Source organism: Streptomyces sp. NPDC107559 (assembly GCF_055657365.1).
Genome location: NZ_JBVKBD010000004.1, coordinates 367,982 through 394,069 on the forward strand (window position 1 = coordinate 367,982; position 26,088 = coordinate 394,069).

Genomic DNA, 26,088 nt, shown 5'->3' on the forward strand with positions numbered 1-26,088 from the left:
TCCTGGCGTTGCTGCATGTCACCTTGTGGGTGCATACCGTAGCCCCTCGGTCGGACATCATGTCCGGGAACCGGGAAAACGTACGCCAGGAAAACGCGCGGGCCGTGCGGAAAGTTCCCGCACGGCCCACCGGATCGTCAAAATCCGCTGGTCAAAAGGGAGTTCCGGGCGAACGGCCCCGGCGGGGGCCTGCCGTCAGACGGCGCTGCCCGCGGTCCACTCGTCCCACGGCATGTTCCAGCCGTTGAGTCCGTTGTCCGGCGCCACGGTCTTGTCGGGGGAGTTCCGGACGACCACGACGTCCCCGATGAGCGAGTTGTCGTAGAACCACTTGGCGGGCGTGTCCCCCTGGGCGCCCTGCACGTCCTGGAGTCCCACGCAGCCGTGGCTGGTGCCGGTCTGCCCGAAGGGCGGGGCGGACTTGTTGTACCAGTAGTTGCCGTGGACGAAGGTGCCGGAGTTGGTCAGGCGCATCGCGTGCGGCACGTCCGAGATGTCGTACTCGCCGCCGTAGCCGACCGTCGATCCGTCCATCCGGGTCTCCGTGAACTTCTCGGAGATCACCATCTGGCCGTTGTACGTGGTGTGCTCCGGGCTGCCCGAGGAGATCGGGACCGCCTTGATGGTCTGGCCGTCGCGCACCACCGTCATGGTCTCCGTGTCGACGTCGACCGTGGAGACCTGCGAGCGGCCGATGGTGAAGGTGACGGTCTTCTTCTGCACCCCGAAGACGCCGTTCGCGCCCTGCACGCCGTCCAGGTCGATGTTCATCGTGACCTTGGAGCCGGCCTTCCAGTAGTGGTCGGGGCGGAAGTCCAGCCGCTGCGCGCCGAACCAGTGCCCGACCACCTGCTGCCCGCTGCTGGAGGTGACCTTGATGTGCGACTGGACGGCCTTCGTGTCGGTGATGGCCTTGTCGAAGGTGAACGACACGGGCATGCCGACGCCGACCGTCGTGCCGTCGTCGGGCGTGTACGTGCCGATGAAGCTGTTCGCCGACGAGACGGTGGTGAAGATGGAGTTCGCGGCGGAGGTACGGCCGCCCGAGTCCTTCGCGGTCGCCGATATCCGGTACTTGGTCCCGCGCTCCAGCCGGTTCTTCGGCTTCCAGCTGCTGCCGTCGGCGGACAGGGAGCCGTCCACGGCCTGCCCGGTGCCCGCGACCGTCATCTTCACGTCGGTCAGGGTGCCGCCGCTGACCCGCACGCCGGTCGAGTTGATCGACGCGCCGGTCGAGCCGTCCGCGGCCGAGATGGCGATCTTCGCCGTGGACGTCCTGGCGGCGCTCGTGCCGCCCTTGTCGTCCGCGGTCCCGGCGTTGGCGTCGCCGCCGCAGGCGGTGAGGGTGAGGGTGCCGACGATCAGGGCGGCACAGGCCCCCAGTACGCGCCGCGCTGACTTCTTCGGCGTTGTCACGATCTGCTCCAGGTCTGTGTGGTGTACGGGTTCCGCTCACATACGTGGAGAAGGAGTGACCCGGCACGAGGGGGGTTCCCGGCCGTCGCCCGGAACGGCGTCACGTGACAGAACCAGGACAGTCCCATGTGGAATCCGTCATCAACTCCCTGGCCAGCAGGCAATTTTGGTGCCGGTGCCGGTGCCGGCACCGCCTGGCCGCCGGGCCGGGCCTGTCAGCGCTTCCGGCCGCCGCCCCGGCCGGCCTCCGTCCCGTAGAGCGTCTCGTACGACGGCCACGCGCCTCCCGGTCCGTCCACCGACTCCGCTGCCCGCACGGCGCGCACGATCGCCCGTGTCACGAGGTCCGCGCCCGCTTCGAGGAGCTCGTTCAGGGCGCGCGGGCGCTCGCTGTCGAGCGGGCGCACCCCCGTCGCCAGGGTGAACACGGTGTCCCCGTCGTGGAGCAGATGCACGGGCCGTACGGCGCGCGCGATCCCGTCGTGGGCCGTGCCCGCCAACTTCTGTGCCTGGGCCTTCGACAGGTGGGCGTCGGTGGCGACCACCGCGAGCGTCGTGTTCAGCGGAGGAGGCGTGTTCCCGTGCGCTGCCTCGGCGAGACGCAGGCGCGCGGCCCGGTGCACCGGCGCCGACGGATAGTCCACGCGCCCCTGGAAGAACTCCCCGTAGAGCACGCCGGTCTCCGGATCCAGCACCGAGCCCGCCGCGTTGGCCACCACCAGCGCGGCCACCGTGATCCCCGACTCCAGGACGGCGCTCGCGGTGCCGACCCCGCCCTTGAGCGCCCCGGCCACCGCTCCGGTGCCTGCGCCCACGCATCCTTCGGGCACGGGGGCGCCGGGCGCGGCCGCCGCGGCCGCCTCGACCGCGGCCCGCCCGGTCGCCGCGTCCGGCCTGGCCCGGAAGGAGCCGCCCCGCCCCAGGTCGAAGACACAGGCGGCGGGCACCACCGGCACGACGTGCGCGGGATCCGTCCCCACGGACACTCCGCGCCCCTGCTCCTCCAGCCAGGCCATCACCCCCGACGCCGCGTCCAGCCCGTACGCGCTGCCGCCGGTCAGGACGATCGCGTCGACCCGCTGCACCAGGTTGCGCGGGTCGAGGGCGTCGGTCTCCTTGGTGCCGGGGCCGCCGCCGCGCACGTCCACGGCGGCGACGGCCCCGCCCTCCGGGGCGAGCACGACCGTGGTGCCGGTGAGCCATCCGTCGCCGGTGCGTGTCGCGTGCCCCACCCGGACACCGGTCACATCGGTCAAAGCGTCGACTGTCATGAGGATCAGTGTCGCTCCGCCCGACGCCCCGCGGGCCGCTGCGTCATGCGGTCGGGGTGGTTCCGGTTCTCCGGTCCAGTCCGGTGTGCCTACGGGCCGCCAGTGTCGAGCCGGCCGCGACCCCCAGCGCCGACGCCAGGCCCGTCGCGAGCACCGCCCACGTGCCGAGGAAGGTGCAGCAGATCACCAGCAGCGCCGTGGCGGGCAGGACCGACTGCTGGGCGATGCCCACCTTGAAGTGCCGTGCGTGCAGCGCCCAGAGGGTGACCAGGTAGAGGGCCGTGGGCAGCGTCACGGCGGCCGAGGCGGCCAGGGCGGAGATGTGCGCCTGGCCCACCGTCTGCTCCACGGCCAGTTCGAGGCCGGCGCCGATCGCGGCCGCCGAGGCGAAGATCAGGTAGTGGCCGTAGCCCCACAGGAACGCCTCTCTGCTGGTGCGCAGATGTCCGTGGATCGGCACCACGAAGTAGATCCACCACGCGCAGAACACGATCAGCAGACCGCCGGCCGCGATCGGCAGCAACTCGCCCAGCGCGTCGTACTCGTTCACGGCCGTCTTCACCGCGACCGTGGCCGCGGCGACCGTCTCGCCGAGCACGATGATCGTGAACAGGCCGTACCGCTCGGCGATGTGGTGCGGGTGCCAGCTCGTGGTGAAGGACCGCTCCGCGTAGACCGGTACGCACAGTTCCGCGATCACCATCACCAGGAACAGCCACGGACGGGCGTGTTCCGGCAGGAGCACCAGGCCGGTCCAGCCGACCTGGCAGACCAGCACGCCCCCCGCGTACCGCAGCGCGGTGCGCCGCTCGACGCCCTCGGCGGTCCGCGCCGCCCGCAGCCACTGCGCGGCCATCGCCAGCCGCATGATCACGTAGCCGATGAAGACGAAGGTGAAATCATGGTGCTCGAAGGCTTGTGGCACCCCGGCGGCCAGCACCAGGACACCGGAGATCTGGACGAGGGTGACGATCCGGTAGAGGGCGTCGTCGTTGTCGTAGGCCGAGGCGAACCAGGTGAAGTTCATCCAGGCCCACCAGATGGCGAAGAAGACCATCGCGTAGTTCAGTACGCCCTGTCCGACGTGCCCCTCCGCCAGGGCGTGCACCAGCTCGGCGCCCGCCTGTGCGATGGCCACGACAAAGCACAGGTCGAAGAAGAGTTCGAGCGGGGAAGCGACCCGGTGGGTCTCGTCGCGCCTGCGTGCGACGAGGCCGCTCGGCGGTCTTGGGGGCGTGGGCCGCGGGGCCGGGCTGGAGGTCATGCGCCCAAGCACAGCAGATGCGTCCGGAAAGTTGCTGTACGGCCTCGCGCCGGCAGGCGTCGTGGGCACGGCGGGCGGGTGCCTCCAGGGCCGTACCCTGGAGGCATGACGACCGAATCCGCCCCCGAGCCGCGCGACCCGAAGGCCGCGCTGATCTTCGACGACCCGCTGGACCGGCCGTCCGCCGACGACACGGACCGCGGCTGGGGCGAACGGCCGCGCACGGACGGCGACAGCGCGGCCGACCTGAAGCGCTTCCTCGACGAGAAGCCGCCCCACCACATCTGATCCCGGTGCGGGCCGCCGTTCGCCGTCCGCGTGAGGGACGGTCCTACTGGCGTCCGTCGTAACCGCGGTGCGAGGGACCGTTGTAGCCGGAGTTGCGCTGCGCGACCAGGGTGTCGCGGATCTCCTTGAGCACCTCCAGCTCGGTCACCTCGATGACCTCGTGCGTGCCCTCCTTCGCCTTCTTGCGGGCCTCCTGCCGGGCCAGGTACTTCGACATCGGCAGGACCATGAGGAAGTACACGACCGCGCCCGTGATCAGGAAGGTCAGGGTGGCGCCGAGGACCGACCCCCACAGCAGCCGGATGCCCTGGTTGCCCTCGCACTTCGAACTCAGGCACGAACTGTAGGCATCGAGGTTCTGCGTGCCGATCGCGCCGACCAGCGGGTTGATGATGCCCTTCACCAGCGAGTTGACGATGTTGGTGAAGGCGGCGCCGATCACCACCGCGACTGCCAGGTCGACGACGTTTCCGCGCATCAGGAAGGCCTTGAAGCCCTGCCAGACGCCCGGTTCCTTCTTTACGCTCACCTAAGGCCCTCTTCTCGCGTGCACAGGCTGTGGAACAAAGCGCTCCGCAACCTACGGCAGAGCGGGTCGGCCCTGCCTCATCGGGTGCCTCGGAAGGGGGACTTGGCGGGGTTTGGCCATGGGAGGCGTGCCTCAGCACAGCGTCACCGCCAGCCGCTCGGCCGCGGCGGCTCCCACCAGACGGGCCGCGGTGGCGCGCTCCACGGCGAGCACCACCAGGGCGCCGCCCTCGGCCGGGTCCACCGGTGTGGGCACCCGGGTCACCAGCGCGCCGCGGGCGACCACCCGGGCGTCCCCGCCCGTGGCCGCAGGGCCGGCGGCGATGACGTCGACGCGGTCGCCGGGACGCAGCAGCCGGACCGTGGCCGCGTCGGCGATCCGCACCGGTGCCGTCACCGTCTCGACGGCGCGGTGCCGCTCGGCGGGAGCACCGTCGGCCTGCTCCCCGGGGGCGGCCCGGTCCGGACGGCCGCGGGCCCGCTCGGTGTCCTGGGGGCCGGCCGCCACGAGTGCGGCCGCGGTGACGGCGATGCCGAGCGCGACGGCTCGCTCCCGGTGCCGTACGAGCTGGTGCAGCCGGTGCCGTGCGCCCCGGATGCGCACCGGACCGAAGTGCGGCACCTCGCAGGTGGCGGGGGCGTCGGTGCCGGGCGGGCGGGGCGAGAGCACGCCCGCGGAAGGCGCCGGGAAGGGAGAAGGAGGCGAGGGGAGGGGAGAGCCGGTGGGAGGGAGACGCGTGGGGAAGGGAGGGTCGGGGGGAGAGAGACGCGTGGGGAAGGGAGGGTCGGGGGGAGGGAAGGGCATCGGGATCACCGCCTGCGACGTGGGATCGGCCTGTGCCCCCACGATGAGGCCTCGCGTCACGGCCCGCCGACGCCCGTGGACCACCGGCGGACTGTGGACAACTCCCCCACCCGAACGAGCCGTTCCGCCCGCGCCCGCGCCTCCGCCCCGGCAGTGCGAACCCGCCCCGGCAGTGCGAACTCGCCCTCGGCAGTGCGAACTCGCCCTCGGCAGTGCGAACCCGCCCCCGGCAGTGCGAACCCGCCGCCGGTTACGGCAGTTCGAACCCCGGATCCATCCCGCCGAGCGCCGTCGGGCACAGGCAGTCGCGCTTCCCGGCCGGGGGCAGTGCGGCCACCGCGTCGAACAGCACACCGCGCAGCCGGTCCACGTTCGCGGCGAACACCCGCAGCACCTCGTCGTGCGAGACGCCCTCCCCGGACTCGGCGCCCGCGTCCAGATCCGTGACCAGGGTCAGGGACGTGTAGCAGAGCTCCAGTTCACGGGCGAGCGCCGCCTCGGGGTGGCCGGTCATGCCCACCACGGACCAGCCCTGGGCCTGGTGCCACAGCGATTCGGCGCGGGTGGAGAAGCGCGGCCCCTCGACCACGACGAGCGTGCCGCCGTCCACCGGCTCCCAGTCCCGTCCGCGCGCCGCCTTCAGCGCGGCAGCGCGCCCCGCGGGGCAGTAGGGGTCGGCCAGGGACACGTGCACGACGTTCGGCACCGTGCCGTCCGGCAGCGGCAGCCCGTCGAAGTACGTCCCGACCCGGGACTTCGTACGGTCGACCAGTTGGTCGGGCACGACCAGGGTGCCCGGCCCGTATTCGGGGCGCAGTCCGCCCACGGCGCACGGGCCGAGGACCTGCCGCACGCCGACCGAGCGCAGGGCCCACAGGTTGGCCCGGTAGTTGATGCGGTGCGGCGGCAGGTGGTGGCCGCGTCCGTGCCGGGGCAGGAAGACCACTCGACGGCCCGCGATCTCGCCGAGGAAGAGGGAGTCGCTGGGCGGCCCGTAGGGCGTGTCGACCTGGATCTCTCTCACGTCGTCGAGGAACGAGTAGAAACCGGAGCCGCCGATGACACCGATCTCCGCGCTGACGTCGAGCTCTGCGTTCGCCATGGTCAGCACACTAGCGGGCGCCCGCGGGGGAACGCCGGTCGGTACCGCGAACCCATCGGACCCCGTCGCAGGAGCGCGCCGGACCTCGCCGTAGGAGCGCACAGAACCCCGCCGTAGGAGCGCGCCGGACCCCGCCGGCGGAATGCACGGGACCCCGCCGTCGTGTGACGGCGGGGTCCCGGTGCAGTGTGCGAAGGCCTGGCCTAGGCGGCGGAGCTGCCGGCCGAGGAGCTGGAGCTCGACGCCTTCGAGTCCGACGACGACGAGGCCGAGGACGTGGTGGACGACGACTTCGAGTCCGAGGACGTCGACGACTTCGACGCGGCCGGCGAGCTGCTCGACGAGGAGCCGCGGCTGTCGTTCCGGTAGAAACCGGAGCCCTTGAAGACAATGCCGACCGCGGAGAACACCTTCTTCAGGCGGCCATCGCAGTTGGGGCAGACGGTCAGGGCGTCGTCGGTGAACTTCTGCACCGCCTCGAGGCCCTCGCCGCACTCGGTGCACTGGTACTGATAGGTCGGCACTGTCTTCCTCCTGGCACTCTGACTCGATGAGTGCTAACGACGGTCCATACTGACGTATTCCCGGGGCTCAGTCCACCGTCATCGGCACTCGGTGACCGACGCCACGTGCGACGGTGCGGCCGCTCGGGCGTACCGCGAGCCGTGAGCGCAGGGCGATCAGGGTCGCCAGCGCCAGCACCGTGCCGCCCATCGGCACCAGGAATCCGGTCCCGTCGCCGAGGCGGTCCTCCAGCTGTCCGGCGACCGTGACGGCGGCCGCCTGGCCGAGCGCCACCGCGCCGGTCAGCCAGGTGAAGGCCTCGGTGCGCGCGCCCGCCGGAACCAGCTTCTCGACCAGGGTGTAGCCGGTGATCAGGGAGGGCGCGATGCACATGCCGACCAGCAGGCCGAGCCCGGCCAGGACCAGGGTCGAGTGCGCGGCCCAGAGGCCGGAGGCGGTCAGCGCGAGGGCCGCGTAGCCGACGACCAGGCGCCGCTGCGGGGCGGCCCGCCAGGCGATCGCGCCGCAGACCAGGCCGGAGAGCATGTTGCCCGCGGCGAACACCCCGTACAGGACGCCGTTCAGGCCGGGCTCGCCGATCGACTCGGTGAACGCGGCCAGCGAGACCTGCATGCCGCCGAAGACGGAACCGATGCCCAGGAAGGTGACGGCCAGCACGCGCACGCCGGGCACGCGCAGGGCGGACTCGTGCGCCACGCGTGCGTGCCCGTGGGCGGTCACGGGGGGCTGGGTGCTCTTGCGTGCGGCGAACAGCAGACCGCCGACCAGGGTCAGCGAGGCCTCCGCGACCAGGCCCGCCGAGGGGGTCACGGCGGTGCACAGCGCGGTGGCCAGCAGCGGGCCGAGGACGAAGGTCAGCTCGTCCGTGACGGACTCGAAGGCCGCCGCGGTCGTCATCAGCGGGGAGTCCTTGAGCTTCACGCCCCAGCGGGCCCGGACCATGGGCCCGATCTGCGGCACCGAGGCACCGGTGGGGACGGCCGCCGCGAACAGCGCCCACAGGGGCGCGTGGGCCAGCGCGAGCGCCGTGAGGGTCAGTCCGGAGAACGTGTGGACCAGGACACCGGGGAGCAGGACCGCGCGCTGTCCGTAGCGGTCGGCGAGACGGCCGCTGTAGGGCGCGAACAGGGCCATGGAGACGCCGGTGGCGGCGGCCGCGGCGCCCGCGGCGCCGTACGAGCCGGTGGTGTGCTGCACGAGCAGCACGATGGAGATCGTGAGCATCGCGAACGGCTGGCGCGCGGCGAAGCCCGGGAGCAGGAACGTCCAGGCACCGCGGGTGCGCAGCAGCGACCCGTATCCGGGACGGGACGGAGAGTCCGGCGAGTACGTCGACGGCTCGTCGGTGACCGTGGATGCCACGGCCCGTGCCTTTCTGCCGCCTGGTAGCGCGCCCGTGCGGGGGCGCCGAGCGCTGTCCTCTCGCGCGGAACTGCGGTAGATGCCGGGGCCTGTTCTGAGAGGGGCTTCCCGGCCGCCATACGGTCGCGCCAGCACTGCGTCAGGCAGAGTTGGTTCGATCAAGGTAGGCCTTCATGCTACAGGGATCAGTGCCCGGTGCACCTGTGAAAGCGAGCACTGTCGAGGCGTCCGCCTGTGAACGGCTGGGGTGTGAACCGTACGAAACATGCCCTTAACGCACCCGCCGGCCACGCACGGCCACAACGGGACCGCCCCGCTACCGCACTCCGCGTGTTCCGCCCGGCCGGGCGGGTCCGTCCGTGCCCAGCCAGCCGGCCAGCTTGCCGCCGTGGCCCACCGCGCGCAGCCGCTGTTCGGCCGCGTCGCGGACCGGGTCCGTGGCGACCACGAGGAGTTCGTCGCCGCGCCGCAGCACCGTCGTCGGCGACGGCACGAACGAGGTCCCGTCGCGTACGACGAGGGTGACCGCCGCCCCGGCCGGCAGCCTCAGTTCGTTGACCTCGACGCCGTGCATCTTCGACTCGGCCGGGATCTCGACGGACAGCAGATGTCCGCGCAGCCGCTCCAGGGGCGCGGACTCGATGCCGAGGTCGGCGGCCTCGGCGCCCTTGCCCAGTTCCAGCTTGCGGGCCAGCCAGGGCAGCGTCGGCCCCTGGAGCAGGGTGTAGACGACGACCAGCACGAAGACGATGTTGAAGATGCGGTGGCTGCCGTCGACGCCGTTCACCATGGGGATCGTGGCCAGGATGATGGGCACGGCGCCGCGCAGTCCGGCCCAGGACATCAGGGTCTGCTCCTGCCAGGGCACCCGGAACGGGGTCAGACAGAGCACGACGCCCAGCGGGCGCGCGATCATCGTCAGTACCAGGCCGATGACCAGGGCGGGCCACACGTCGTCGCCCAGTTCGTGCGGGGTGACCAGCAGGCCGAGCAGGACGAACATGCCGATCTGGGCGATCCAGCCGAGTCCGTCGGCGAAGCCGCGGGTGGCGGGCCAGTGCGGCAGCTTGGCGTTGCCCATGATCATCGAGGCGAGGTAGACGGCCAGGAAGCCGCTGCCATGCGCCAGGGAACCGGCCGCGTAGGCCATCACCGCGATGGCCATGACCGCGATCGGGTAGAGACCGGAGGCGGGCAGGGCTACGTGCCTGAGGCCCCAGGAGCCCAGCAGGCCCACCGCGAGGCCGATGGCGGCGCCGATGGCCAGTTCCAGCACGATCTCGCCGATCAGGACGTACCAGTGCTCGAAGGGGCCCGCGGTGGAGAAGGCGACGACCAGGATGACCACCGGGGCGTCGTTGAAGCCGGACTCCGCCTCCAGCATGCCCGTCACGCGCGCGGGCAGCGGGATCCTGCGCAGCACGGAGAAGACCGCCGCCGCGTCCGTGGAGGACACCACCGCCCCGATGATCAGCGCCTGCCGCCATTCGAGCCCGACCAGGTAGTGCGCCCCGGCCGCCGTCACTCCGACGCTCACCGCCACCCCGCCCAGCGCCAGCGCGGCGGCGGCCGGAAGGACCGGTTCGATCTCCTTCCACTTCGTGCCCAGGCCGCCCTCGGCCAGGATCACGACGAGTGCCGCATAGCCGATGACCTGGGTCATCTCGGCGCTGGCGAAGTTGATGTGGCCGATGCCGTCCTGGCCCATGAGGACGCCTATCCCCAGGTAGACGAGCAGGCTGGGAAGCCCGCTGCGCGAGGAGATCCGGACTGCCGCGACGGCGACGAGCAGGACGAGCGAGCAGGCGAGCAGGAGCTGGTTGAGGTGGTGGACAGTCAGTGGCCGTTCCCTTCCCTGGCTCACGCGCGGCAGCGCGAGGGGCGCACACGTACATCGGACACGGCGTTCGCGCGCCGCATCCCCAAGTACTTCGTTACCTTACCTAACTCTTGACGATTTCTTGACACTCGCCGACCCGGGATCGAACGTCCGTCCGCGTCAGTTCCCGACTCCGCGTCAAGCGGCCCGGGGCCCTGCGCCTATGGTTGCTCCAGCACTCCAGGACCGCCTGCCGCTCGCGTTAGGACAGCAAGGACAGCGATGCCCCCCAACACCACCGCCACATCGGGTGACAAGCCCGGCAAGTCCGGCAGGAAGAAGGGGCGCAAACTGCGCCTCTTCGCGCTCGTCCTGGTGCTGGCCATCATTGGTGGCGTGGCCTACGGGGCGTACTGGTCCATCAGCACGGTCCGGGCCTCCTTCCCGCAGACCACGGGTTCGATAACCCTCGACGGCCTCTCGGGACCGGTCGACGTCAAACGCGACGGCAACGGGATCCCGCAGGTGTACGCCTCCTCCGACGAGGACCTGTTCATGGCGCAGGGCTACGTCCAGGCGCAGGACCGGTTCTACGAGATGGACGTGCGCCGGCACCTGACCTCCGGCCGTCTGTCGGAGATGTTCGGCCAGAGCCAGGTCAAGAACGACGAGTTCCTGCGCACCCTGGGCTGGGACCGGGTCGCGAAGCAGGAGTACGACAAGACCCTGTCGGTCGACACGAAGAAGTACCTCCAGGCCTACGCCAAGGGGGTCAACGCCTACCTCAAGGGCAAGGACGGCAAGGACATCTCCCTGGAGTACGCCGCTCTGGGGTTCACCAACGACTACAAGCCCACCGAGTGGACCCCCGTCGACTCGGTCGCCTGGCTCAAGGCGATGGCCTGGGACCTGCGCGGCAACATGCAGGACGAGATCGACCGGTCCCTGATGACCAGCCGCCTCGGCCCGAAGCAGATCGCCGACCTGTACCCGGAGTACCCGTACGACCGGAACCGGACGATCGTCCAGGAAGGTAAGTACGACGAGCAGTCCGGGACGTACGAGCAGGGCGGTTCCACGAGCGGCTCGGGCGGCACCTCCACGAGCGGCACCTCCGGTTCCGGCGCCGACGGGACCGCTCTCCAGAGCCAGCTCTCGGGCCTGTACGAGCTCCTGGACGACCTCCCCACGGCGGTCGGCGTGAACGGCAACGGGATCGGCTCCAACTCCTGGGTCGTCTCCGGCGAGCACACCATCACCGGCAAGCCGCTGCTGGCCAACGACCCGCACCTGTCGCCCGCGCTGCCCTCGGTCTGGTACCAGATGGGCCTGCACTGCCGCACGGTCTCCGCCAAGTGCCAGTACGACGTCGCCGGCTACACCTTCGCGGGCATGCCCGGCGTGATAATCGGCCACAACGCGGACATCGCCTGGGGCATGACCAACTCCGGCGTCGACGTCACCGACCTCTACCTGGAGAAGCTCAGCGGCGACGGCTACCTGTACGACGGCAAGACCAAGCCCTTCACGACCCGTACGGAGACCATCAAGGTCGCCGGCGGCGCGTCCAAGAAGATCGTCGTACGCCAGACCGCCGACGGCATGCCGCTGCTGTCCGACCGTGACGACGAGCTCGTCGAGGTCGGCAAGAAGGCCGGCGTCGGCACCGAGGCACCCGACCGGGGCGACGGCTACGGCATCGCGCTCCGGTGGACCGCCCTCGACCCGGGCACCTCCATGGACGCCGTCTTCGCGATGGACAGGGCGGCCGACTGGGGCGACTTCCGGGCCGCGGCGAAGAAGTTCGACGTGCCCTCGCAGAACCTCATCTACGCCGACGGCGCCGGCAGCTCCGGCAACATCGGCTACACCCTGCCGGGCAAGATCCCCACCCGCGCGAAGGGCCAGGACGGCTCGGTCCCGGCGCCGGGCTGGGACTCCAAGTACGAGTGGACCGGCTACATCAAGCCCGCCGAGCTGCCCTACGAGTACAACCCGAAGCGCGGCTACATCGTCACCGCCAACCAGGCCGTGATCGACAAGGACAGCTACCCCTACACGCTCACCACGGACTGGGGCTACGGCACCCGCAGCCAGCGGATCAACAGCCTGATCAAGGGCAAGATCGACGGCGGCGGCAAGGTCTCCACCGACGACATGCGCCAGATGCAGCTGGACAACTCCAGCGAGATCGCCAGGCTGCTCAAGCCGACGCTGCTCAAGATCGACATCGACGACCCGGACGTCCGTCAGGCGCAGAAGCTCCTGGAGGGCTGGGACTACACCCAGGACCCGGACTCGGCGGCCGCCGCGTACTTCAACGCGGTCTGGCGCAACATCCTCAAGCTCGCCTTCGGCAACAAGCTGCCCAAGGAGTTGCGGGTCGAGGGCCAGTGCCTGTACGTGACCCCGGCGAAGAGCACCAGCGCGGTGGACGACACCGAGAAGGTGCGCGAGTGCGGCCGGCGCGAGGCCGACCAGGCGCAGCCGGACGGCGGCGACCGCTGGTTCGAGGTGGTGCGCAAGCTGATGGACGACAAGAACAGCGACTGGTGGACGACGCCCGCGTCGGGCACCCGCCCCGGGGCGCACAACGACCGGGACAAGCTGTTCGAGCGGGCCATGATCGACGCCCGCTGGGAGCTGACCGCCAAGCTCGGCAAGGACATCGACACCTGGAACTGGGGCCGGCTGCACCGCCTGTTCCTGAAGAACCAGACCCTGGGCACCGCCGGTCCCTCCTTCATCCAGTACGCCCTCAACCGCGGACCCTGGGAGCTCGGCGGCGGCGAGTCGGCGGTGGACGCGACCGGCTGGAACGCGGCCGGCGGCTACGGCGTCGTCTGGGTGCCGTCGATGCGGATGGTGGTCAACCTCGCCGATCTCGACAAGTCGAAGTGGATCAACCTCACCGGTGCCTCCGGGCACGCCTACAGCGCCCACTACACCGACCAGACGGACAAGTGGGCCGCGGGCGAGCTGCTGCCCTGGTCGTTCTCGCAGAAGGCGGTCGACGCGAGCACGAGCGACACACTGGAGCTCAAGCCGTGAGCGGATCCGGCGGACTGAGCCGACGCTGAGTCAGACGTTCCCGAAGCGGCGCACGGCCGACGGTGTCACCACCGCGTGGACCGGCCGGTCGTGCGCCTCCTCGGGAACGTGTCCGACGACCTCCGGGTCGTAGAGAAGCACCACGAGCGCGGGGTGGGCGTCCGCGCGCTCCAGCCGGGCGAGCACCCGGTCGTACGAACCCCCGCCGCGGCCCAGGCGCATGCCGCGCGCGTCGACGGCGAGGCCGGGCAGCAGCACCGCGTCCGCCGCGGTCACGGCGTCCGGGCCCAGGCGCTCGCCCGCCGGTTCCAGCAGCGCCATCTTCCCGCCGTGCCGCACGCGCGCGAGGGACTCCGCTCCCGCGTACTCGCCCCAGTCCAGGTCGTTGTCGGGCAGCAGCACCGGAAGCAGCACCCGCACCCCCCGCGCGCGCAGCGCGTCCAGGAGCGCGAGCGTCCCGGGTTCGCTCCCCACCGAGACATAGGCGGCCACCGTGCCCGCGCGGGCCAGCTCGGGCAGTTCCAGCGCCCGCTCCGCCAGCGCGCCTGCCGCCGCCTCCACGTCATCCGCGGTAAACCTGTTTCTCACCTGGAGGAGCTCGCGTCGCAACGTCTGCTTGTCAGAATGGGCTGGAGGCCTGCGGCGATGCATAAAGTACTCCCATAAGGTTTCAATACGTGTATGTGAGCCGAAATTAATCCGGACCACAGATTCTGCACAAAGGCACCCGATAAGGTGTCGGCCATGACCCAGTCGCACCCCAGGATCAGCAAGGCTGTCATTCCCGCAGCGGGCCTCGGCACCCGGTTCCTGCCGGCCACCAAGGCCACTCCCAAGGAGATGCTGCCGGTCGTCGACAAGCCGGCGATCCAGTACGTGGTCGAGGAGGCCGTGGCCGCCGGCCTCGACGACGTCCTCATGATCACGGGCCGCAACAAGCGCCCGCTCGAGGACCACTTCGACCGCAACTACGAGCTCGAGTCCGCCCTCCAGAAGAAGGGCGACGCCGCGCGGCTCGCCAAGGTGCAGGAGTCCAGCGACCTCGCGACGATGCACTACGTGCGTCAGGGCGACCCCAGGGGCCTCGGCCACGCCGTGCTGTGCGCGGCCCCGCACGTGGGCCGCGAACCCTTCGCCGTCCTGCTCGGCGACGACCTGATCGACCCCCGTGACCCGCTGCTGGCGCGCATGGTCGAGGTCCAGGAGCAGCGCGGCGGCAGCGTCATCGCGCTCATGGAGGTCGCGCCCGAGCAGATCCACCTCTACGGCTGCGCGGCCGTGGAGGCCACCGAGGACGGCGACGTCGTCAAGGTGACCGGCCTGGTCGAGAAGCCCGACGTGGCGGATGCCCCGTCGAACTACGCGGTCATCGGCCGCTATGTCCTCGACCCGCACATCTTCGACATACTCCGCACCACCGAGCCGGGCCGCGGCGGCGAGATCCAGCTCACCGACGCGCTCCAGCAGTTGGCGCAGGACGAGAAGGTCGGCGGACCCGTGCACGGCGTCGTCTTCAAGGGCCGCCGCTATGACACCGGCGACCGAGGCGACTACCTGCGTGCCATTGTCAGACTCGCGTGCGAACGTGAAGACCTGGGCCCGGAGTTCCGGACCTGGCTTCGCAGTTACGTAGCCGAGGAGATGTAACGCCGTTGAGCACCGCCGCGTCCCGCACCGCAGGCCAGGACCGCATCTGGTCGGTGGACGAGCACCTTCAGGACATCCTCGCCACCGTCCGTCCCCTGGAACCCATCGAGCTCCAACTCCTCGACGCCCAGGGCTGCGTCCTGGTCGACGACGTCCTGGCGCCGGGGTCCCTGCCGCCGTTCGACAACAGCTCCATGGACGGGTACGCGGTACGGGTGGCGGATGTCGCGGGCGCGAGCGAGGAGTTCCCGGCCGTCCTGGACGTCGTCGGGGACGTCGCGGCCGGCCAGCGCGACCTGCTCCACGTGGGTCCCGGCCAGGCCGCCCGCATCATGACCGGCGCGCCGTTGCCGCCCGGTGCCGAGACCGTCGTCCCCGTGGAGTGGACCGACGGCGGACTCGGCGAGGGGCCGGTCAGCGGGATGCGGGCCGCCGGCCTCGACCCCGGGGGTGCCCGCGGACTGGTGCGGGTGCACCGGCCCGCCGAGGCACGCGCCCATGTGCGGGCCAAGGGCAGCGACGTCAGGGCGGGCGACCTCGCCCTGGAGGCGGGCACCGTCCTGGGGCCCTCGCAGATCGCCCTGCTCGCCGCGATCGGCCGCGGCACCGTGCGGGTACGGCCCCGCCCGCGCGTGGTCGTCATGTCCACCGGCAGCGAGCTGGTCCAGCCCGGCGAACAGCTGGGCAGCGGGCAGATCCACGACTCCAACAGCTTCGCGCTCACCGCGGCCGCGCGCGACGCCGGCGCGATCGCCTACCGGGTCGGAGCCGTCGCCGACGACGCCGACATCCTCCGCTCCACCATCGAGGACCAGCTCGTGCGCGCCGACCTCATGGTCACCACGGGCGGCGTCAGCGTCGGGGCGTACGACGTGGTCAAGGAGGCGCTGTCGCACGTCGGCGACGAGGACGAACCGGGCAGCGGCATCGAGTTCCGCAAGCTCGCCATGCAGCCAGGCAAGCCCCAGGGCTTCGGTGCCATCGGCGCCGACCACATCCCGCTGCTGGCCCTGCCCGGCAACCCGGTGTCGTCGTTCGTCTCCTTCGAGCTGTTCGTCCGGCCGGCCATCCGCACCCTCATGGGGCTGGCCGACGTCCACCGGCCGACCACGCGCGTGACCCTGGCCGCGGACAAGGCGCTGACCTCCCCGGCGGGCCGCAGACAGTTCCTGCGTGGCAGCCACTGCGACGACGGCACCGTCCGGCCGGTCGGCGGTTCCGGATCCCATCTGGTGGCCGCCCTCGCCCACGCCGACGCGCTGATCGTCGTCCCCGAGGACGTGACCTCGGTCGAGCCCGGCACCGAGGTCGAGGTCGTCCTGCTCGGCTGAGCCCCGCGGGCACCCGTTCGCAGGACGGTCCTGGCCCGCTGCGCGTCCCGGCTTGGCGGTACCGTGTCGCGCACAACAGGCCCGTGCGCCGTACCGCGACGGGCCCGGACCGGGAGCGCGACACACCATGACTGTGCCTTCCCGGGGGGAGACCCCCGGACCGCCTGTGCAGGACCGACTGACCCACCTCGACGACGCGGGCGCCGCCCGTATGGTCGACGTGTCCGACAAGGCCGTGACCGCGCGCACCGCCCGCGCCGCCGGCCGGGTCCTGGTCTCGCCGCGCGTGGTCGAACTGCTGCGCGGCGAGGGGCTGCCCAAGGGCGACGCCCTGGCCACGGCGCGGATCGCGGGCATCATGGGCGCCAAGCGCACCCCCGACCTGATCCCGCTGTGCCACCCGCTGGCGGTGTCCGGTGTGAAACTGGACCTGTCGGTCGCGGACGACGCCGTGGAGATCGTGGCCACGGTGCGCACCACGGACCGCACGGGCGTCGAGATGGAAGCCCTCACCGCGGTCTGTGTCGCCGGGCTCACCGTGGTCGACATGGTCAAGGCCGTCGACAAGGAGGCGGTCATCACGGACGTGCGGGTGGAGGAGAAGACAGGCGGCAAGTCGGGCGACTGGAGCCGCTCATGAGTAGCGCGCCGGCGCTCGGCGGCGCCCTGACCGCTCCGTACGCCGCCCTGGTCGTGACCGCCTCCAACCGGGCCGCCGCCGGGGTGTACGAGGACCGGGGCGGCCCGCTGGTCGCGGACGGTCTGCGCGGCTTCGGGTTCGCCGTCGACGGGCCGCAGGTCGTGCCCGACGGGGACCCGGTGGAGGCCGCGCTGCGCGCCGCTGTCGAGGCCGGGTACGACGTCGTGGTCACCACCGGCGGCACCGGCATCTCGCCCACCGACGGCACCCCCGAGGCCACCCGACGGGTGATCGACCGGGAGGTGCCGGGCATCGCGGAGGCCGTGCGGGCGTACGGACGGCAGAAGGTGCCGGCCGCGGCGCTCTCCCGGGGTCTGGCCGGAGTGGCCGGCGGGACCCTGATCGTCAACCTGCCGGGCTCGACCGGCGGGGTGAAGGACGGCCTGGCCGTGCTGGAGCCCCTGCTGGTGCACGCCGTCGACCAGATCCGGGGCGGCGACCATCCCGGGCCCGGTGCCAGTAGTGGGGGTGCGAGCTGAACAGCGCGTCCTGGCCGGTGGAGCTGGTGGACGGCGATGTCGTCCTGCGGCCGATAAAGCTGCGCGACCAGCGGACGTGGCGTGAGGTCAACCGGCGCAACCGTGACTGGCTGCGCCCCTGGGAGGCGACCATCCCGCCGCCCACGCCCAGCGGGCCGATCACGCACCGGCCGACCTACCGTCAGATGGTCCGGCATCTGCGCGCGGAGGCGAGGGCGGGCCGGATGCTGCCGTTCGTCATCGAGTACCAGGGCCGCCTGGTCGGGCAGCTGACGGTGGCGGGCATCACCTGGGGCTCGATGTGCTCGGGCCATGTCGGCTACTGGGTGGACCAGTCCGTGGCCGGGCGCGGGGTGATGCCGACGGCGGTCGCGCTCGTCGTGGACCACTGTTTCCGCACGGTCGGACTGCACCGGGTCGAGGTCTGCATTCGGCCCGAGAACAGGCCGAGCCGCCGGGTCGTGGAGAAACTCGGATTCCGCGAGGAGGGGCTGCGGCCCCGTTATCTCCACATCGACGGGGCGTGGCGGGACCATCTCGTCTTCGCCCTCACGGCGGAGGAGGTGCCGGAGGGGCTGCTGAGTCGCTGGCGGCGCACCCGGCCCCAGAGCGTGCCCCGGGACCAGGGAATCCCGCACGGCCCCGGTAATTGAATAAATGTTCGAAATTGATCGGGGAGTGACCGTCTCGGGCATTAAATTCGCGCCTGCGACGGCCTGCTGATCGCATCGGTCGCAAAAAAAGCTCGAAATATCAGCCAGATCGTGCGACACACCGGCTCAATTGGCGGATGGCCTCACGTAAACCCCTCTACCGTGTGAGACGTGAGCAGCAGCGGCCTCATCTACGCAGTCATTGTCGGGGCCTGGGCCGCCTACTTGGTGCCGATGTGGCTCCGTAGGCAGGACGAGCTGAACGAGGCCCGTCCGACGGAACGCTTCAGCACCGCCATCCGGCTGCTGTCCGGAAGGGCGGGTATGGAGCGCCGATACGCCAAGGACCTGCAGGCGCGCTCCGCCGAGGAGGGGGAGTCCGACGCCGGCGTCCCGGACGCCGTCACCGATTCGGTGGACGTCCGGGCCTTCGCCATGCCCCCGACCCGCCCGCGGGCACAGGCGGTGGTACCGGCCCAGGCACCGGAGCACCCGGAACCGGCACGCGAACCGACGCGTGAAGGGGCGCACGAACCCGGACGCGAGCCGGTGCGCGAAGCGGCGCAGGAACCGGCGCACGACCGGCACGGCGCGCCGGCCCCCGAACCCCACGGGGCCCCGAAGCGCACCCGCGTACCCGACGACCGGCGCGCCGCCTCGGCGCAGGCGGCCGCCGCCGCCCGCGCCAAGCGCTCGAAGGCACTGGCGCGCCGCAGGCGTACGACCGTCCTGCTCTTCGTCGCCTTCACGCTCGGCGCGATCGTCGCGGCCGTCGGAGGACTGACGTTCCTCTGGGCGCCCGCCGTGCCCGCCGTGCTGCTGAGCGCCTACATCGCCTACCTCCGTACCCAGGAGCGCCGGCGGTTCGCCTTCCAGATGGACCGGCGCCGCGCCGAGGTCGCGGCCCAGCGGCTGCGGGAGCGCAGCCGCCAGCCCCGTCGGCGTGCGGCGGTCGAGACCGGTTCGCGGGCCGAGCCGGACGCCGGAGAGTCCGAGGAGGCGTACGACCCGGAGACCGACTCCGCCCTCTCGGCGGCGCTCGCCGCCGACCGGCGCGCGCTCGTCGAGCAGACCGACCACGCGGAGTGGGTCGACCAGCAGCGGGAGCGCCAGCGGCGGCCGGGCCCGGGCGAGAGCTGGGACCCGGTGCCGGTGCCGTTGCCGACGTACGTGACCGCGCCGGTCGCCCCCCGAGCCACCTCCGACGTGGATCTCGGCGGGCCGGACGCATGGAGCTCCGCGCGGTCCAGCTCCGTCGCCCGGGAGCCGGAGCCCGAGGCCGGGACGGCCGAGGGGGCCGGGGCGGCGGGCGACGGTGCCGCGCCGGGTGCCGACGCGGACGACGCCGGGCAGACGGACGAGCGCGACGGCGCGGGCGGCCGGAGCGACGCCCGCCGGGCGGCCTCCGCCCGCCGCTCGCGCGAACGCGGACGTACGCCGCTGTTCGACCAGTACGACGAAGGCGGGCGCCCCCGGGCGGCCAACGAGTGACGCCTCGCGGCGGGACGGGGGTGCTCCCCGTCCCACCTGCGACGTCGCCCCCGATCGGCAGCTCGCCCGGGGCCCGGGAACGGATTTCCAAGCACGGCGATCGGGATGCTAGAGTTTCACTCGTTGCAAGGGCCTGTGGCGCAGTCCGGTAGCGCACCTCGTTCGCATCGAGGGGGCCAGGGGTTCGAATCCCCTCAGGTCCACGCAATCAAAGCCCCGGTCGGGAAACCGACCGGGGCTTTGGCTATTTCACCAAGCTGTACGCGTCGGTCCGGCCACCGGGTCTCCCACGCGGTCCGAAGCCTCGACCGGGTCTCCCGGTCGAGGCTTCGGCGCGTCGTACAGAGGTGTTCTACGAAGGTGTCGTACGGATGTGACCCGGCACACCCGCCGCCGGTCACAGGGCCTTGGCGTAGCAGCGGCTCGACTCGTGGTGGCGGTAGTGGCCGAACTTGACGCACGGCTCGTAGCCGCTGGAGGTGTAGAGGGCGATGGCCTCGGGCTGCTTGACGCCGGTCTCCAGCACCATGCGGACCCGGCCGGCCGCGCGGGCGTCCTCCTCCAGGGCGGCCAGCATCCGGCGGGCGAGCCCGCGGCCGCGGGCGTCCGCGACGACGTACATGCGCTTGAGCTCGGCGTCGCCGTCCTCGTTGCCCTCGAGGTTCTTGTCCTGGACGCGCCAGCCGCCGGTGGCGAGGGGCCGGTCGGTCGCGTCGTACGCGATCAGGTACACGCCGTTCGGCGGATCGAAGTCCGAGGCGGCCAGCACGGTGGCGTCGCCGCCGTCGCCGTAGCGCACGTGGTACTCGGCCTGGACCTCGTCGTTGAGCCTGACGGCGTCGGGGTGATCGAACGGGACGGGACGTATGTTCATGTTGCTCACTGTATGTGTATGCGCAATCGAATCGGGGCTCCGTCCAGTGTGCCGGTATCGTGCCCTGGTGCTGACAGTGACCACGGTGAATGTGAATGGACTGCGGGCCGCCGCCAAGAAGGGCTTCGTCCCGTGGCTGGCGGAGACCTCCGCCGAGGTGCTCTGCCTCCAGGAGGTGCGCGCCGAGCCGCAGCAGCTGCCCGAGGAGGTGCGCGCCCCGGAGGGCTGGCACGTGGTGCACGCTCCGGCCGCGGCCAAGGGGCGCGCGGGCGTCTCCCTCTACACCCGGCGCGAGCCCGACGCGGTCCGGATCGGCTTCGGATCGGCCGAGTTCGACGGCAGCGGGCGCTATGTCGAGGCGGACCTGCCGGGCGTCACGGTCGGCTCGCTCTATCTGCCCTCCGGCGAGGTCGGCACGGAGCGGCAGGACGAGAAGGTCCGGTTCATGGACGAGTTCCTGCCCTATCTGAAGGACCTGCGCGCCCGCGCCGCCGCCGACGGACGCGAGGTCGTCGTCTGCGGCGACTGGAACATCGCCCACCGGCAGGCCGACCTGAAGAACTGGCGGGCCAACGCCAAGAACTCCGGCTTCCTGCCGGAGGAGCGGGAGTGGCTCGGCAACGTCCTCGACCCGGCCGACGGCGGCTACGTCGACGTCGTACGCGAACTGCACCCGGACACGGAGGGCCCGTACTCGTGGTGGTCGTACCGGGGGCGGGCCTTCGATAACGATTCAGGATGGCGCATCGACTACCAGATCACGACGCCCGGGCTCGCGGCGAAGGCCGTCAAGGGATACGTCGAGCGGGCCGCCACACACGCCGAGCGGTGGTCGGACCACGCGCCGGTGACCGTGGTCTACAACTTCTAGAGCCTGTCCGGCAGGGCTCAGTCCTGCTTGCGCAGGCGGCGGTCCAGGGCCAGGGAGAGTTCCGCCTCGACCACGCTGCGGGCCAGGGGGCGCAGGCGCTGGAGGTCTTCTTCGGGGGCGTGGCGCAGGACCAGGGACCGGAAGATCTCCGCGAGGGCGTCCGCGTGTTCGCGGACCTGTTTGCCCGCGGCCAGGACCTCCGCGAGCGGGATGCCCTCGCGGACCAGGGCCGAGGAGACGTCCAGCAGGCGGCTGCTGATGTGGACGATCTCGTCGCCGTCGGTGCCGAGGTAGCCGAGGTCCATCGCGGCGGCGAGGTTCTCCGGGGTGACCTCGCCCTCGAAGCGGGCGGCGAGTTCCTCGGGGGTGAGGCGGACCGGCTCCTCCTCGGTGGGGGCGTCGAGGCCGAGCAGTTCGCCGACGTCACGGCCGTTGTCGAAGGCCTCCGCGAGTTCGGCGATGCCGTTCAGGGTGTGGCCGCGGTCCAGCAGTGCGGAGATGGTGCGCAGCCGGGCCAGGTGATGGTCGTCGTACCAGGCGATGCGGCCCTCGCGGCGGGGCGGCGGGATGAGCTTGCGTTCGCGGTAGAAGCGCAGGGTGCGGACGGTGATGCCGGCCAGCCTGGCCAGCTCCTCCATGCGGTACTCGCGTCGTGCGCCGTCTTCTGCCACGCCGGAAGCCTATGCCGTGCCGGCTCCGGCCGGGGGCGGGCGGATGGTCCCGACGTCCTTCCCGCGCCCCCTACCCATCGGTACGCCACTGCTCTACTCTCCCCATTGCGCCAGTGTTCACTGGCGTAGTCCGAGGCGATGCGTGGAGGCTCAGGGATGGCCGAGCACGAGCACGAGCATGTACGGGTGGCGGTGATCGGGTCCGGGTTCGGCGGGCTCGGGGCGGCCGTGCGGCTGCGACGCGAGGGGATCACCGACTTCGTCGTCCTGGAGCGGGCCGACAGCGTCGGCGGCACCTGGCGGGACAACAGCTATCCCGGCTGCGCCTGCGACGTGCCGTCCCACCTGTACTCGTTCTCCTTCGCGCCCAACCCCGACTGGCCGCGCACCTTCTCCGGGCAGGAGCACATCCGTGCCTACCTGGAGCACGTGACGGACCTCTTCCACCTGCGGCCCCACATCCGCTTCGACTCCGAAGTGACGATGATGACCTGGGACCCGCAGGGGTTGTACTGGGAGATCGAGACCACGAGCGGGCGGCTGCGCGCCGATGTCGTCGTCTCCGCCACCGGGCCGCTGTCCGAGCCGAGGATCCCGGACATCCCGGGGCTGGACTCCTTCCCCGGCGCGGTCTTCCACTCGGCCCGCTGGGACCACGGCCAGGAACTGCGCGGCAAGCGGGTCGCGATGGTGGGCACCGGGGCGTCCGCGATCCAGATCGTGCCCGCCGTCCAGCCCGAGGTCGCCCGGCTCACCCTGTTCCAGCGCACCCCGGCGTGGGTCATGCCCCGCGTCGACCGCGCGATCACCGGGGCCGAGCGGGCGCTGCACCGGGCCGTGCCGCTCACCTCGCGGCTGCGCCGCGGACTGCTCTGGGGCATAAGGGAGTTGCAGGTCCAGGCGTTCACCAAGCACCCGGACGAACTCGGTTTCGTCGAGCGGCTGGCCCGGCGCAACATGACCCGCGCGATCAAGGACCCGGCCCTGCGGGCCAAGCTGACCCCCGACTACCGGATCGGCTGCAAGCGGATCCTGCTGTCCAGCGAGTACTACCCGGCCCTCGCCCGGCCCAACGTGGACGTGGTGGCGAGCGGGCTGCGCGAGGTCCGCGGCTCCACCCTGGTCGCCGTCGACGGCACCGAGACCGAGGCCGACGTGATCGTCTTCGGCACCGGCTTCCACGTCACCGACATGCCCATCGCCGAGCGGGTGGTCGGGGCCGACGGGCGGACGCTCGCCGAGTCGTGGAAGGGCGGTATGCAGTCGCTGCGCGGCGCCTCGGCGGCCGGCTTCCCCAACTGGATGACGATCATCGGGCCCAACACCGGCCTGGGCAACTCCTCCATGATCCTCATGATCGAGTCCCAGCTGAACTACCTGGCCGACTACGTACGGCAGTTGGACGTGCTCGGCGGGCGCGCGGCCCTCGTCGCCCGGCCGAGCGCGGTGAACGCCTGGAACCGCCGGGTGCAGGACCGGATGAAGCGCACGGTGTGGAACACCGGGGGCTGCACCAGCTGGTACCTGGACGCGAGCGGGCGCAACACCACCATCTGGCCGGGCACGACGAGCGAGTTCCGACGCGAGACCCGGCGGGTGGACCTCGCGGAGTACGAGGTGCTGCGCGCCCCGGCCGACCCGCCCCCGGCCGGCCGGCAGTCCGTACGGGCCGAAGCCTCCGAGCCCGCCGAAGCCTCCGAGCCCGCCGGATCCGCCGAGCCCACGGGGCAGTCCGTGCGGTCCGGCCGCACCCGGAAGTCGGAGGCGAGCGCGTGAGCCGTCGCGTCCCCGCCGCCCGGGACACCCACGCCGGGGACACCCACGCCGGGGACACCCACGCCCCGGACACCCACGCCCCGGACACCTACGTCCCGCCCGTCCCCGCCCGCGAGCTGACCGCCGTCTCCGCCGACGGCGCCGAACTCCATGTCGAGGTGCACGGCCCCGAGGGCGCCCCGGCCGTCGTCCTCGCCCACGGCTGGACCTGTTCCACCGCGTTCTGGGCCGCCCAGGTGCGGGAACTGGCGGTCGACCACCGGGTGATCGCCTACGACCAGCGCGGCCACGGCCGCAGTCCCGCGGGCCGGACCTACGGCACCGACGCGCTCGCCGACGACCTGGAAGCCGTACTGGCGGCGACCCTCGCACCCGGCGAGAGGGCGGTGGTCGCCGGGCACTCCATGGGCGGCATGACGGTCCTGGCCGCCGCCGCCCGCCCGGTGTTCCGCGCGCACACGGCGGCCGTCCTGCTGTGCAGCACCGGCAGTTCACGGCTGGTCGCCGAGTCGACCGTCGTACCGATCCGGGCCGGCGGGCTGCGGACCTGGCTGACCCGGCACATCCTCGGGTCGAGGGCACCGCTCGGGCCGGTCACTCCCGTCGCCCGGCGGATCCTCAAGTACGCCACGATGGGCGCCGGTTCGGCGCCGCACCTGGTCGACGCCTGCGCCCGGATCGTGCACGCGTGCCCGCGCCGGGTCAGACACGCCTGGTCGGAGGTGCTCGACCGGCTCGATCTCGACCACGGGGTGACGGAGCTGTCGGTGCCGACGGAGGTCGTCGTGGGCACCGCCGACCGGCTGACCCCGCCGGTGCACGCCCGCTCGCTGGCCGCCGCGCTGCCGCACTGCGTCGGCCTCACCGAACTCCCCGGCCTCGGCCATATGACGCCGGTCGAGGCGCCCGAGCTGGTCACCGGGCGGATCCGGGCACTCGTCTCCACGTACGTACAGGTCAAGGAGGGCGCATGAGCAGGGTCGGTCTCGAGGGGCAGGTCGCGGTCGTCACGGGAGCCGCGCGCGGCGTGGGGGAGCAGCTCGCGCGCAAGCTGTCCGCGCGCGGCGCCAAGGTGGCGCTGGTGGGGCTGGAGCCGGACGCCCTCAAGCAGGTCTCGGAGCGGCTGCACGGCGACAGCGCCCACTGGTGCGCCGACGTGACCGACGACGAGGCCATGGCGCGGGTCGCGCGGGAGGCCGTGGAGCGGTTCGGGAAGGTCGACATCGTCGTCGCCAACGCCGGGGTCGCCGCCGGCGGGCCGTTCGCCGACTCCGACCCGGTGGCCTGGCGGCGGGTGATCGAGGTCAACCTGATCGGCTCGGCGGTGACCGCCCGCGCCTTCCTCCCGGCGCTGGTGGCAAGCCGCGGCTATCTGCTCCAGATCGCCTCCCTGGCCGCCATCACGCCCGCCCCGATGATGACCGCGTACTGCGCGTCCAAGTCGGGGGTGGAGGCGTACGCGCACAGTCTGCGTGCCGAGGTCGGCCACCAGGGTGTCCGGGTCGGGGTGGGGTATCTGTCCTGGACCGACACGGACATGGTGCGCGGGGCCGACCAGGACGAGGTGATGCGCGAGCTGCGGCAGCGGCTGCCGTGGCCGTCGAACAAGACCTACCCGCTTGGTCCCGCGGTGGACCGGCTGGTGGCCGGCATCGAACGGCGGTCGGCTCACGTGTACGGGCAGTGGTGGCTGCGCGGGATGCAGGGGGTGCGCGGATATCTGCCGGGGCTCATCGGGAGCGTCGGGCAGCGGGAGATGCGCCGGTTCGCGCCCAGGTTGCAGGGGATGCGATCGGGCCTGGTGGGAGCGGGTGGGGCGGCCGACGAACAGGCCCGCGCTACGCACCGTGACTGATCGACATGCGCTCCGTGTCCGGCCGTGTGAATCTGGTCGAGGCCCGATCAAGGGCCTTCCCCCCCCCAACACGGGAGTGAACCCACATGGGTATGAAGGACAAGTTCCAGGACCAGGCTCAGCAGGTGCAGCACAAGGGCAAGCAGAAGGCCGACGAGGCCAAGCAGCGCGCCCAGCAGTCGCAACAGCGGGGCCGTGAGCCGCAGCGTGGTGACACGGAGCGCAGCACCCGTGAGCAGGAGGACCGCTTCAACCAGGACTACGACGCCTGAAGCGGATCTCCTCGCTGAACCAAGCTGAATGAGCAAG

Annotated in this window: 25 protein-coding genes and 1 tRNA gene; 14 read left to right on the plus strand and 12 right to left on the minus strand. The window is 71.7% G+C overall.

All coding sequences use genetic code 11. The features are described from left to right. Positions 1-195: 195 nt before the first annotated feature. The 3 genes from ACZ7OY_RS16255 to ACZ7OY_RS16265 form a co-directional block, all read right to left on the minus strand. Entirely contained in the window at positions 196-1,416 is a 1,221-nt protein-coding gene (locus tag ACZ7OY_RS16255; protein WP_471911974.1) for a L,D-transpeptidase, read from the minus strand. 215 nt (positions 1,417-1,631) lie between these two features. After that, positions 1,632-2,687: a P1 family peptidase gene (locus tag ACZ7OY_RS16260; RefSeq protein ID WP_471911975.1), complete on the minus strand. Its 1,056-nt coding sequence runs from the start codon at positions 2,685-2,687 to the stop codon at positions 1,632-1,634. Between the two features lie 43 nt (positions 2,688-2,730). Continuing rightward, the gene (locus tag ACZ7OY_RS16265) at positions 2,731-3,951 is read right to left on the minus strand and encodes a low temperature requirement protein A (protein WP_471911976.1); all 1,221 of its coding nucleotides are present in this window, start codon (positions 3,949-3,951) and stop codon (positions 2,731-2,733) included. Positions 3,952-4,056: 105 nt separating this feature from the next. Between ACZ7OY_RS16265 and ACZ7OY_RS16270 the strand changes: the two genes are divergently transcribed. Then, a complete protein-coding gene (locus ACZ7OY_RS16270) occupies positions 4,057-4,239 on the plus strand; it encodes a hypothetical protein (RefSeq protein ID WP_152895089.1) in 183 nt (60 codons plus the stop codon). Positions 4,240-4,282: 43 nt separating this feature from the next. On the opposite strand, the gene mscL is transcribed toward ACZ7OY_RS16270, so the two are convergent. The 6 genes from mscL to ACZ7OY_RS16300 form a co-directional block, all read right to left on the minus strand. Then, on the minus strand, positions 4,283-4,768 hold the full coding sequence (gene mscL / locus ACZ7OY_RS16275) for a large conductance mechanosensitive channel protein MscL (protein WP_471911977.1): 486 nt from the start codon (positions 4,766-4,768) through the stop codon (positions 4,283-4,285). A 132-nt stretch (positions 4,769-4,900) separates the two neighbouring features. Next, positions 4,901-5,437, minus strand: coding sequence for a hypothetical protein (locus ACZ7OY_RS16280; RefSeq protein WP_471911978.1), 537 nt, complete (start codon positions 5,435-5,437; stop codon positions 4,901-4,903). Between the two features lie 385 nt (positions 5,438-5,822). Continuing rightward, positions 5,823-6,674, minus strand: a complete 852-nt coding sequence (locus ACZ7OY_RS16285; protein WP_471911979.1) for an S-methyl-5'-thioadenosine phosphorylase — start codon at positions 6,672-6,674, stop codon at positions 5,823-5,825. A 203-nt stretch (positions 6,675-6,877) separates the two neighbouring features. Next, entirely contained in the window at positions 6,878-7,198 is a 321-nt protein-coding gene (locus tag ACZ7OY_RS16290; protein ID WP_351612032.1) for an FmdB family zinc ribbon protein, read from the minus strand. Positions 7,199-7,265: 67 nt separating this feature from the next. Then, positions 7,266-8,561 carry an MFS transporter gene (locus ACZ7OY_RS16295; protein WP_471911980.1) on the minus strand — a complete coding sequence of 432 codons (1,296 nt, stop codon included), beginning with the start codon at positions 8,559-8,561 and terminating at the stop codon, positions 7,266-7,268. 316 nt (positions 8,562-8,877) lie between these two features. Next, positions 8,878-10,434, minus strand: coding sequence for a potassium/proton antiporter (locus tag ACZ7OY_RS16300; RefSeq protein ID WP_471912101.1), 1,557 nt, complete (start codon positions 10,432-10,434; stop codon positions 8,878-8,880). Between the two features lie 228 nt (positions 10,435-10,662). Between ACZ7OY_RS16300 and ACZ7OY_RS16305 the strand changes: the two genes are divergently transcribed. Then, complete coding sequence (locus ACZ7OY_RS16305) at positions 10,663-13,431, plus strand: penicillin acylase family protein (RefSeq protein WP_471911981.1); 2,769 nt, start codon at positions 10,663-10,665, stop codon at positions 13,429-13,431. A gap of 30 nt (positions 13,432-13,461) precedes the next feature. Here ACZ7OY_RS16305 and ACZ7OY_RS16310 read toward each other — a convergent pair whose 3' ends face one another. Then, positions 13,462-14,082, minus strand: coding sequence for a 5-formyltetrahydrofolate cyclo-ligase (locus tag ACZ7OY_RS16310; RefSeq protein WP_351612024.1), 621 nt, complete (start codon positions 14,080-14,082; stop codon positions 13,462-13,464). 93 nt (positions 14,083-14,175) lie between these two features. On the opposite strand from ACZ7OY_RS16310, the gene galU reads away from it, so the two are divergent. The 7 genes from galU to ACZ7OY_RS16345 all read left to right on the plus strand — a co-directional run bounded on the left by galU (position 14,176) and on the right by ACZ7OY_RS16345 (position 19,935). After that, positions 14,176-15,078 carry a UTP--glucose-1-phosphate uridylyltransferase GalU gene (gene galU, locus ACZ7OY_RS16315; RefSeq protein WP_471911982.1) on the plus strand — a complete coding sequence of 301 codons (903 nt, stop codon included), beginning with the start codon at positions 14,176-14,178 and terminating at the stop codon, positions 15,076-15,078. A 5-nt stretch (positions 15,079-15,083) separates the two neighbouring features. After that, entirely contained in the window at positions 15,084-16,409 is a 1,326-nt protein-coding gene (gene glp, locus ACZ7OY_RS16320; RefSeq protein WP_471911983.1) for a molybdotransferase-like divisome protein Glp, read from the plus strand. Between the two features lie 127 nt (positions 16,410-16,536). Further along, a complete protein-coding gene (gene moaC, locus ACZ7OY_RS16325) occupies positions 16,537-17,049 on the plus strand; it encodes a cyclic pyranopterin monophosphate synthase MoaC (RefSeq protein WP_351612017.1) in 513 nt (170 codons plus the stop codon). Then, positions 17,046-17,588: a MogA/MoaB family molybdenum cofactor biosynthesis protein gene (locus ACZ7OY_RS16330; protein WP_471911984.1), complete on the plus strand. Its 543-nt coding sequence runs from the start codon at positions 17,046-17,048 to the stop codon at positions 17,586-17,588. The genes moaC and ACZ7OY_RS16330 overlap by 4 nt, the downstream gene beginning before the upstream one ends. 17 nt (positions 17,589-17,605) lie before the next feature. Beyond that, on the plus strand, positions 17,606-18,241 hold the full coding sequence (locus ACZ7OY_RS16335) for a GNAT family N-acetyltransferase (protein ID WP_351612011.1): 636 nt from the start codon (positions 17,606-17,608) through the stop codon (positions 18,239-18,241). A 171-nt stretch (positions 18,242-18,412) separates the two neighbouring features. Continuing rightward, entirely contained in the window at positions 18,413-19,732 is a 1,320-nt protein-coding gene (sepX, locus tag ACZ7OY_RS16340) for a divisome protein SepX/GlpR (RefSeq protein WP_471911985.1), read from the plus strand. A 129-nt stretch (positions 19,733-19,861) separates the two neighbouring features. Then, positions 19,862-19,935 (plus strand) — tRNA-Ala (locus ACZ7OY_RS16345). 194 nt (positions 19,936-20,129) lie between these two features. Here ACZ7OY_RS16345 and ACZ7OY_RS16350 read toward each other — a convergent pair. Beyond that, complete coding sequence (locus ACZ7OY_RS16350) at positions 20,130-20,606, minus strand: GNAT family N-acetyltransferase (RefSeq protein ID WP_471911986.1); 477 nt, start codon at positions 20,604-20,606, stop codon at positions 20,130-20,132. A 67-nt stretch (positions 20,607-20,673) separates the two neighbouring features. On the opposite strand from ACZ7OY_RS16350, the gene ACZ7OY_RS16355 reads away from it, so the two are divergent. Next, positions 20,674-21,477, plus strand: a complete 804-nt coding sequence (locus ACZ7OY_RS16355; protein WP_471911987.1) for an exodeoxyribonuclease III — start codon at positions 20,674-20,676, stop codon at positions 21,475-21,477. 17 nt (positions 21,478-21,494) lie between these two features. On the opposite strand, the gene ACZ7OY_RS16360 is transcribed toward ACZ7OY_RS16355, so the two are convergent. After that, positions 21,495-22,115, minus strand: coding sequence for a MerR family transcriptional regulator (locus ACZ7OY_RS16360; RefSeq protein WP_384730331.1), 621 nt, complete (start codon positions 22,113-22,115; stop codon positions 21,495-21,497). Positions 22,116-22,304: 189 nt separating this feature from the next. Between ACZ7OY_RS16360 and ACZ7OY_RS16365 the strand changes: the two genes are divergently transcribed. From ACZ7OY_RS16365 to ACZ7OY_RS16380, 4 genes are all read left to right on the plus strand, one after another. After that, entirely contained in the window at positions 22,305-23,924 is a 1,620-nt protein-coding gene (locus tag ACZ7OY_RS16365; protein ID WP_471911988.1) for a flavin-containing monooxygenase, read from the plus strand. Positions 23,925-24,040: 116 nt separating this feature from the next. Further along, complete coding sequence (locus ACZ7OY_RS16370; protein WP_471912102.1) at positions 24,041-24,898, plus strand: alpha/beta fold hydrolase; 858 nt, start codon at positions 24,041-24,043, stop codon at positions 24,896-24,898. Further along, entirely contained in the window at positions 24,895-25,779 is an 885-nt protein-coding gene (locus ACZ7OY_RS16375) for an SDR family oxidoreductase (protein ID WP_471911989.1), read from the plus strand. Before ACZ7OY_RS16370 ends, ACZ7OY_RS16375 begins: the two co-directional genes overlap by 4 nt. 86 nt (positions 25,780-25,865) lie before the next feature. Beyond that, positions 25,866-26,051: a hypothetical protein gene (locus tag ACZ7OY_RS16380; protein WP_471911990.1), complete on the plus strand. Its 186-nt coding sequence runs from the start codon at positions 25,866-25,868 to the stop codon at positions 26,049-26,051. Positions 26,052-26,088: the final 37 nt, after the last annotated feature.

Bases quoted from the DNA above. Each gene is read 5' to 3' on its own strand.
- ACZ7OY_RS16260 (WP_471911975.1), bottom strand. From the start codon at position 2,687: ATGACAGTCGACGCTTTGACCGATGTGACCGGTGTCCGGGTGGGGCAC.
- ACZ7OY_RS16265 (WP_471911976.1), bottom strand. From the start codon at position 3,951: ATGACCTCCAGCCCGGCCCCGCGGCCCACGCCCCCAAGACCGCCGAGC.
- ACZ7OY_RS16270 (WP_152895089.1), top strand. From the start codon at position 4,057: ATGACGACCGAATCCGCCCCCGAGCCGCGCGACCCGAAGGCCGCGCTG.
- ACZ7OY_RS16285 (WP_471911979.1), bottom strand. From the start codon at position 6,674: ATGGCGAACGCAGAGCTCGACGTCAGCGCGGAGATCGGTGTCATCGGC.
- ACZ7OY_RS16305 (WP_471911981.1), top strand. From the start codon at position 10,663: ATGCCCCCCAACACCACCGCCACATCGGGTGACAAGCCCGGCAAGTCC.
- ACZ7OY_RS16310 (WP_351612024.1), bottom strand. From the start codon at position 14,082: ATGCATCGCCGCAGGCCTCCAGCCCATTCTGACAAGCAGACGTTGCGA.
- galU (WP_471911982.1), top strand. From the start codon at position 14,176: ATGACCCAGTCGCACCCCAGGATCAGCAAGGCTGTCATTCCCGCAGCG.
- moaC (WP_351612017.1), top strand. From the start codon at position 16,537: ATGACTGTGCCTTCCCGGGGGGAGACCCCCGGACCGCCTGTGCAGGAC.
- ACZ7OY_RS16330 (WP_471911984.1), top strand. From the start codon at position 17,046: ATGAGTAGCGCGCCGGCGCTCGGCGGCGCCCTGACCGCTCCGTACGCC.
- ACZ7OY_RS16350 (WP_471911986.1), bottom strand. From the start codon at position 20,606: ATGAACATACGTCCCGTCCCGTTCGATCACCCCGACGCCGTCAGGCTC.
- ACZ7OY_RS16360 (WP_384730331.1), bottom strand. From the start codon at position 22,115: ATGGAGGAGCTGGCCAGGCTGGCCGGCATCACCGTCCGCACCCTGCGC.
- ACZ7OY_RS16365 (WP_471911988.1), top strand. From the start codon at position 22,305: ATGGCCGAGCACGAGCACGAGCATGTACGGGTGGCGGTGATCGGGTCC.
- ACZ7OY_RS16375 (WP_471911989.1), top strand. From the start codon at position 24,895: ATGAGCAGGGTCGGTCTCGAGGGGCAGGTCGCGGTCGTCACGGGAGCC.
- ACZ7OY_RS16380 (WP_471911990.1), top strand. From the start codon at position 25,866: ATGGGTATGAAGGACAAGTTCCAGGACCAGGCTCAGCAGGTGCAGCAC.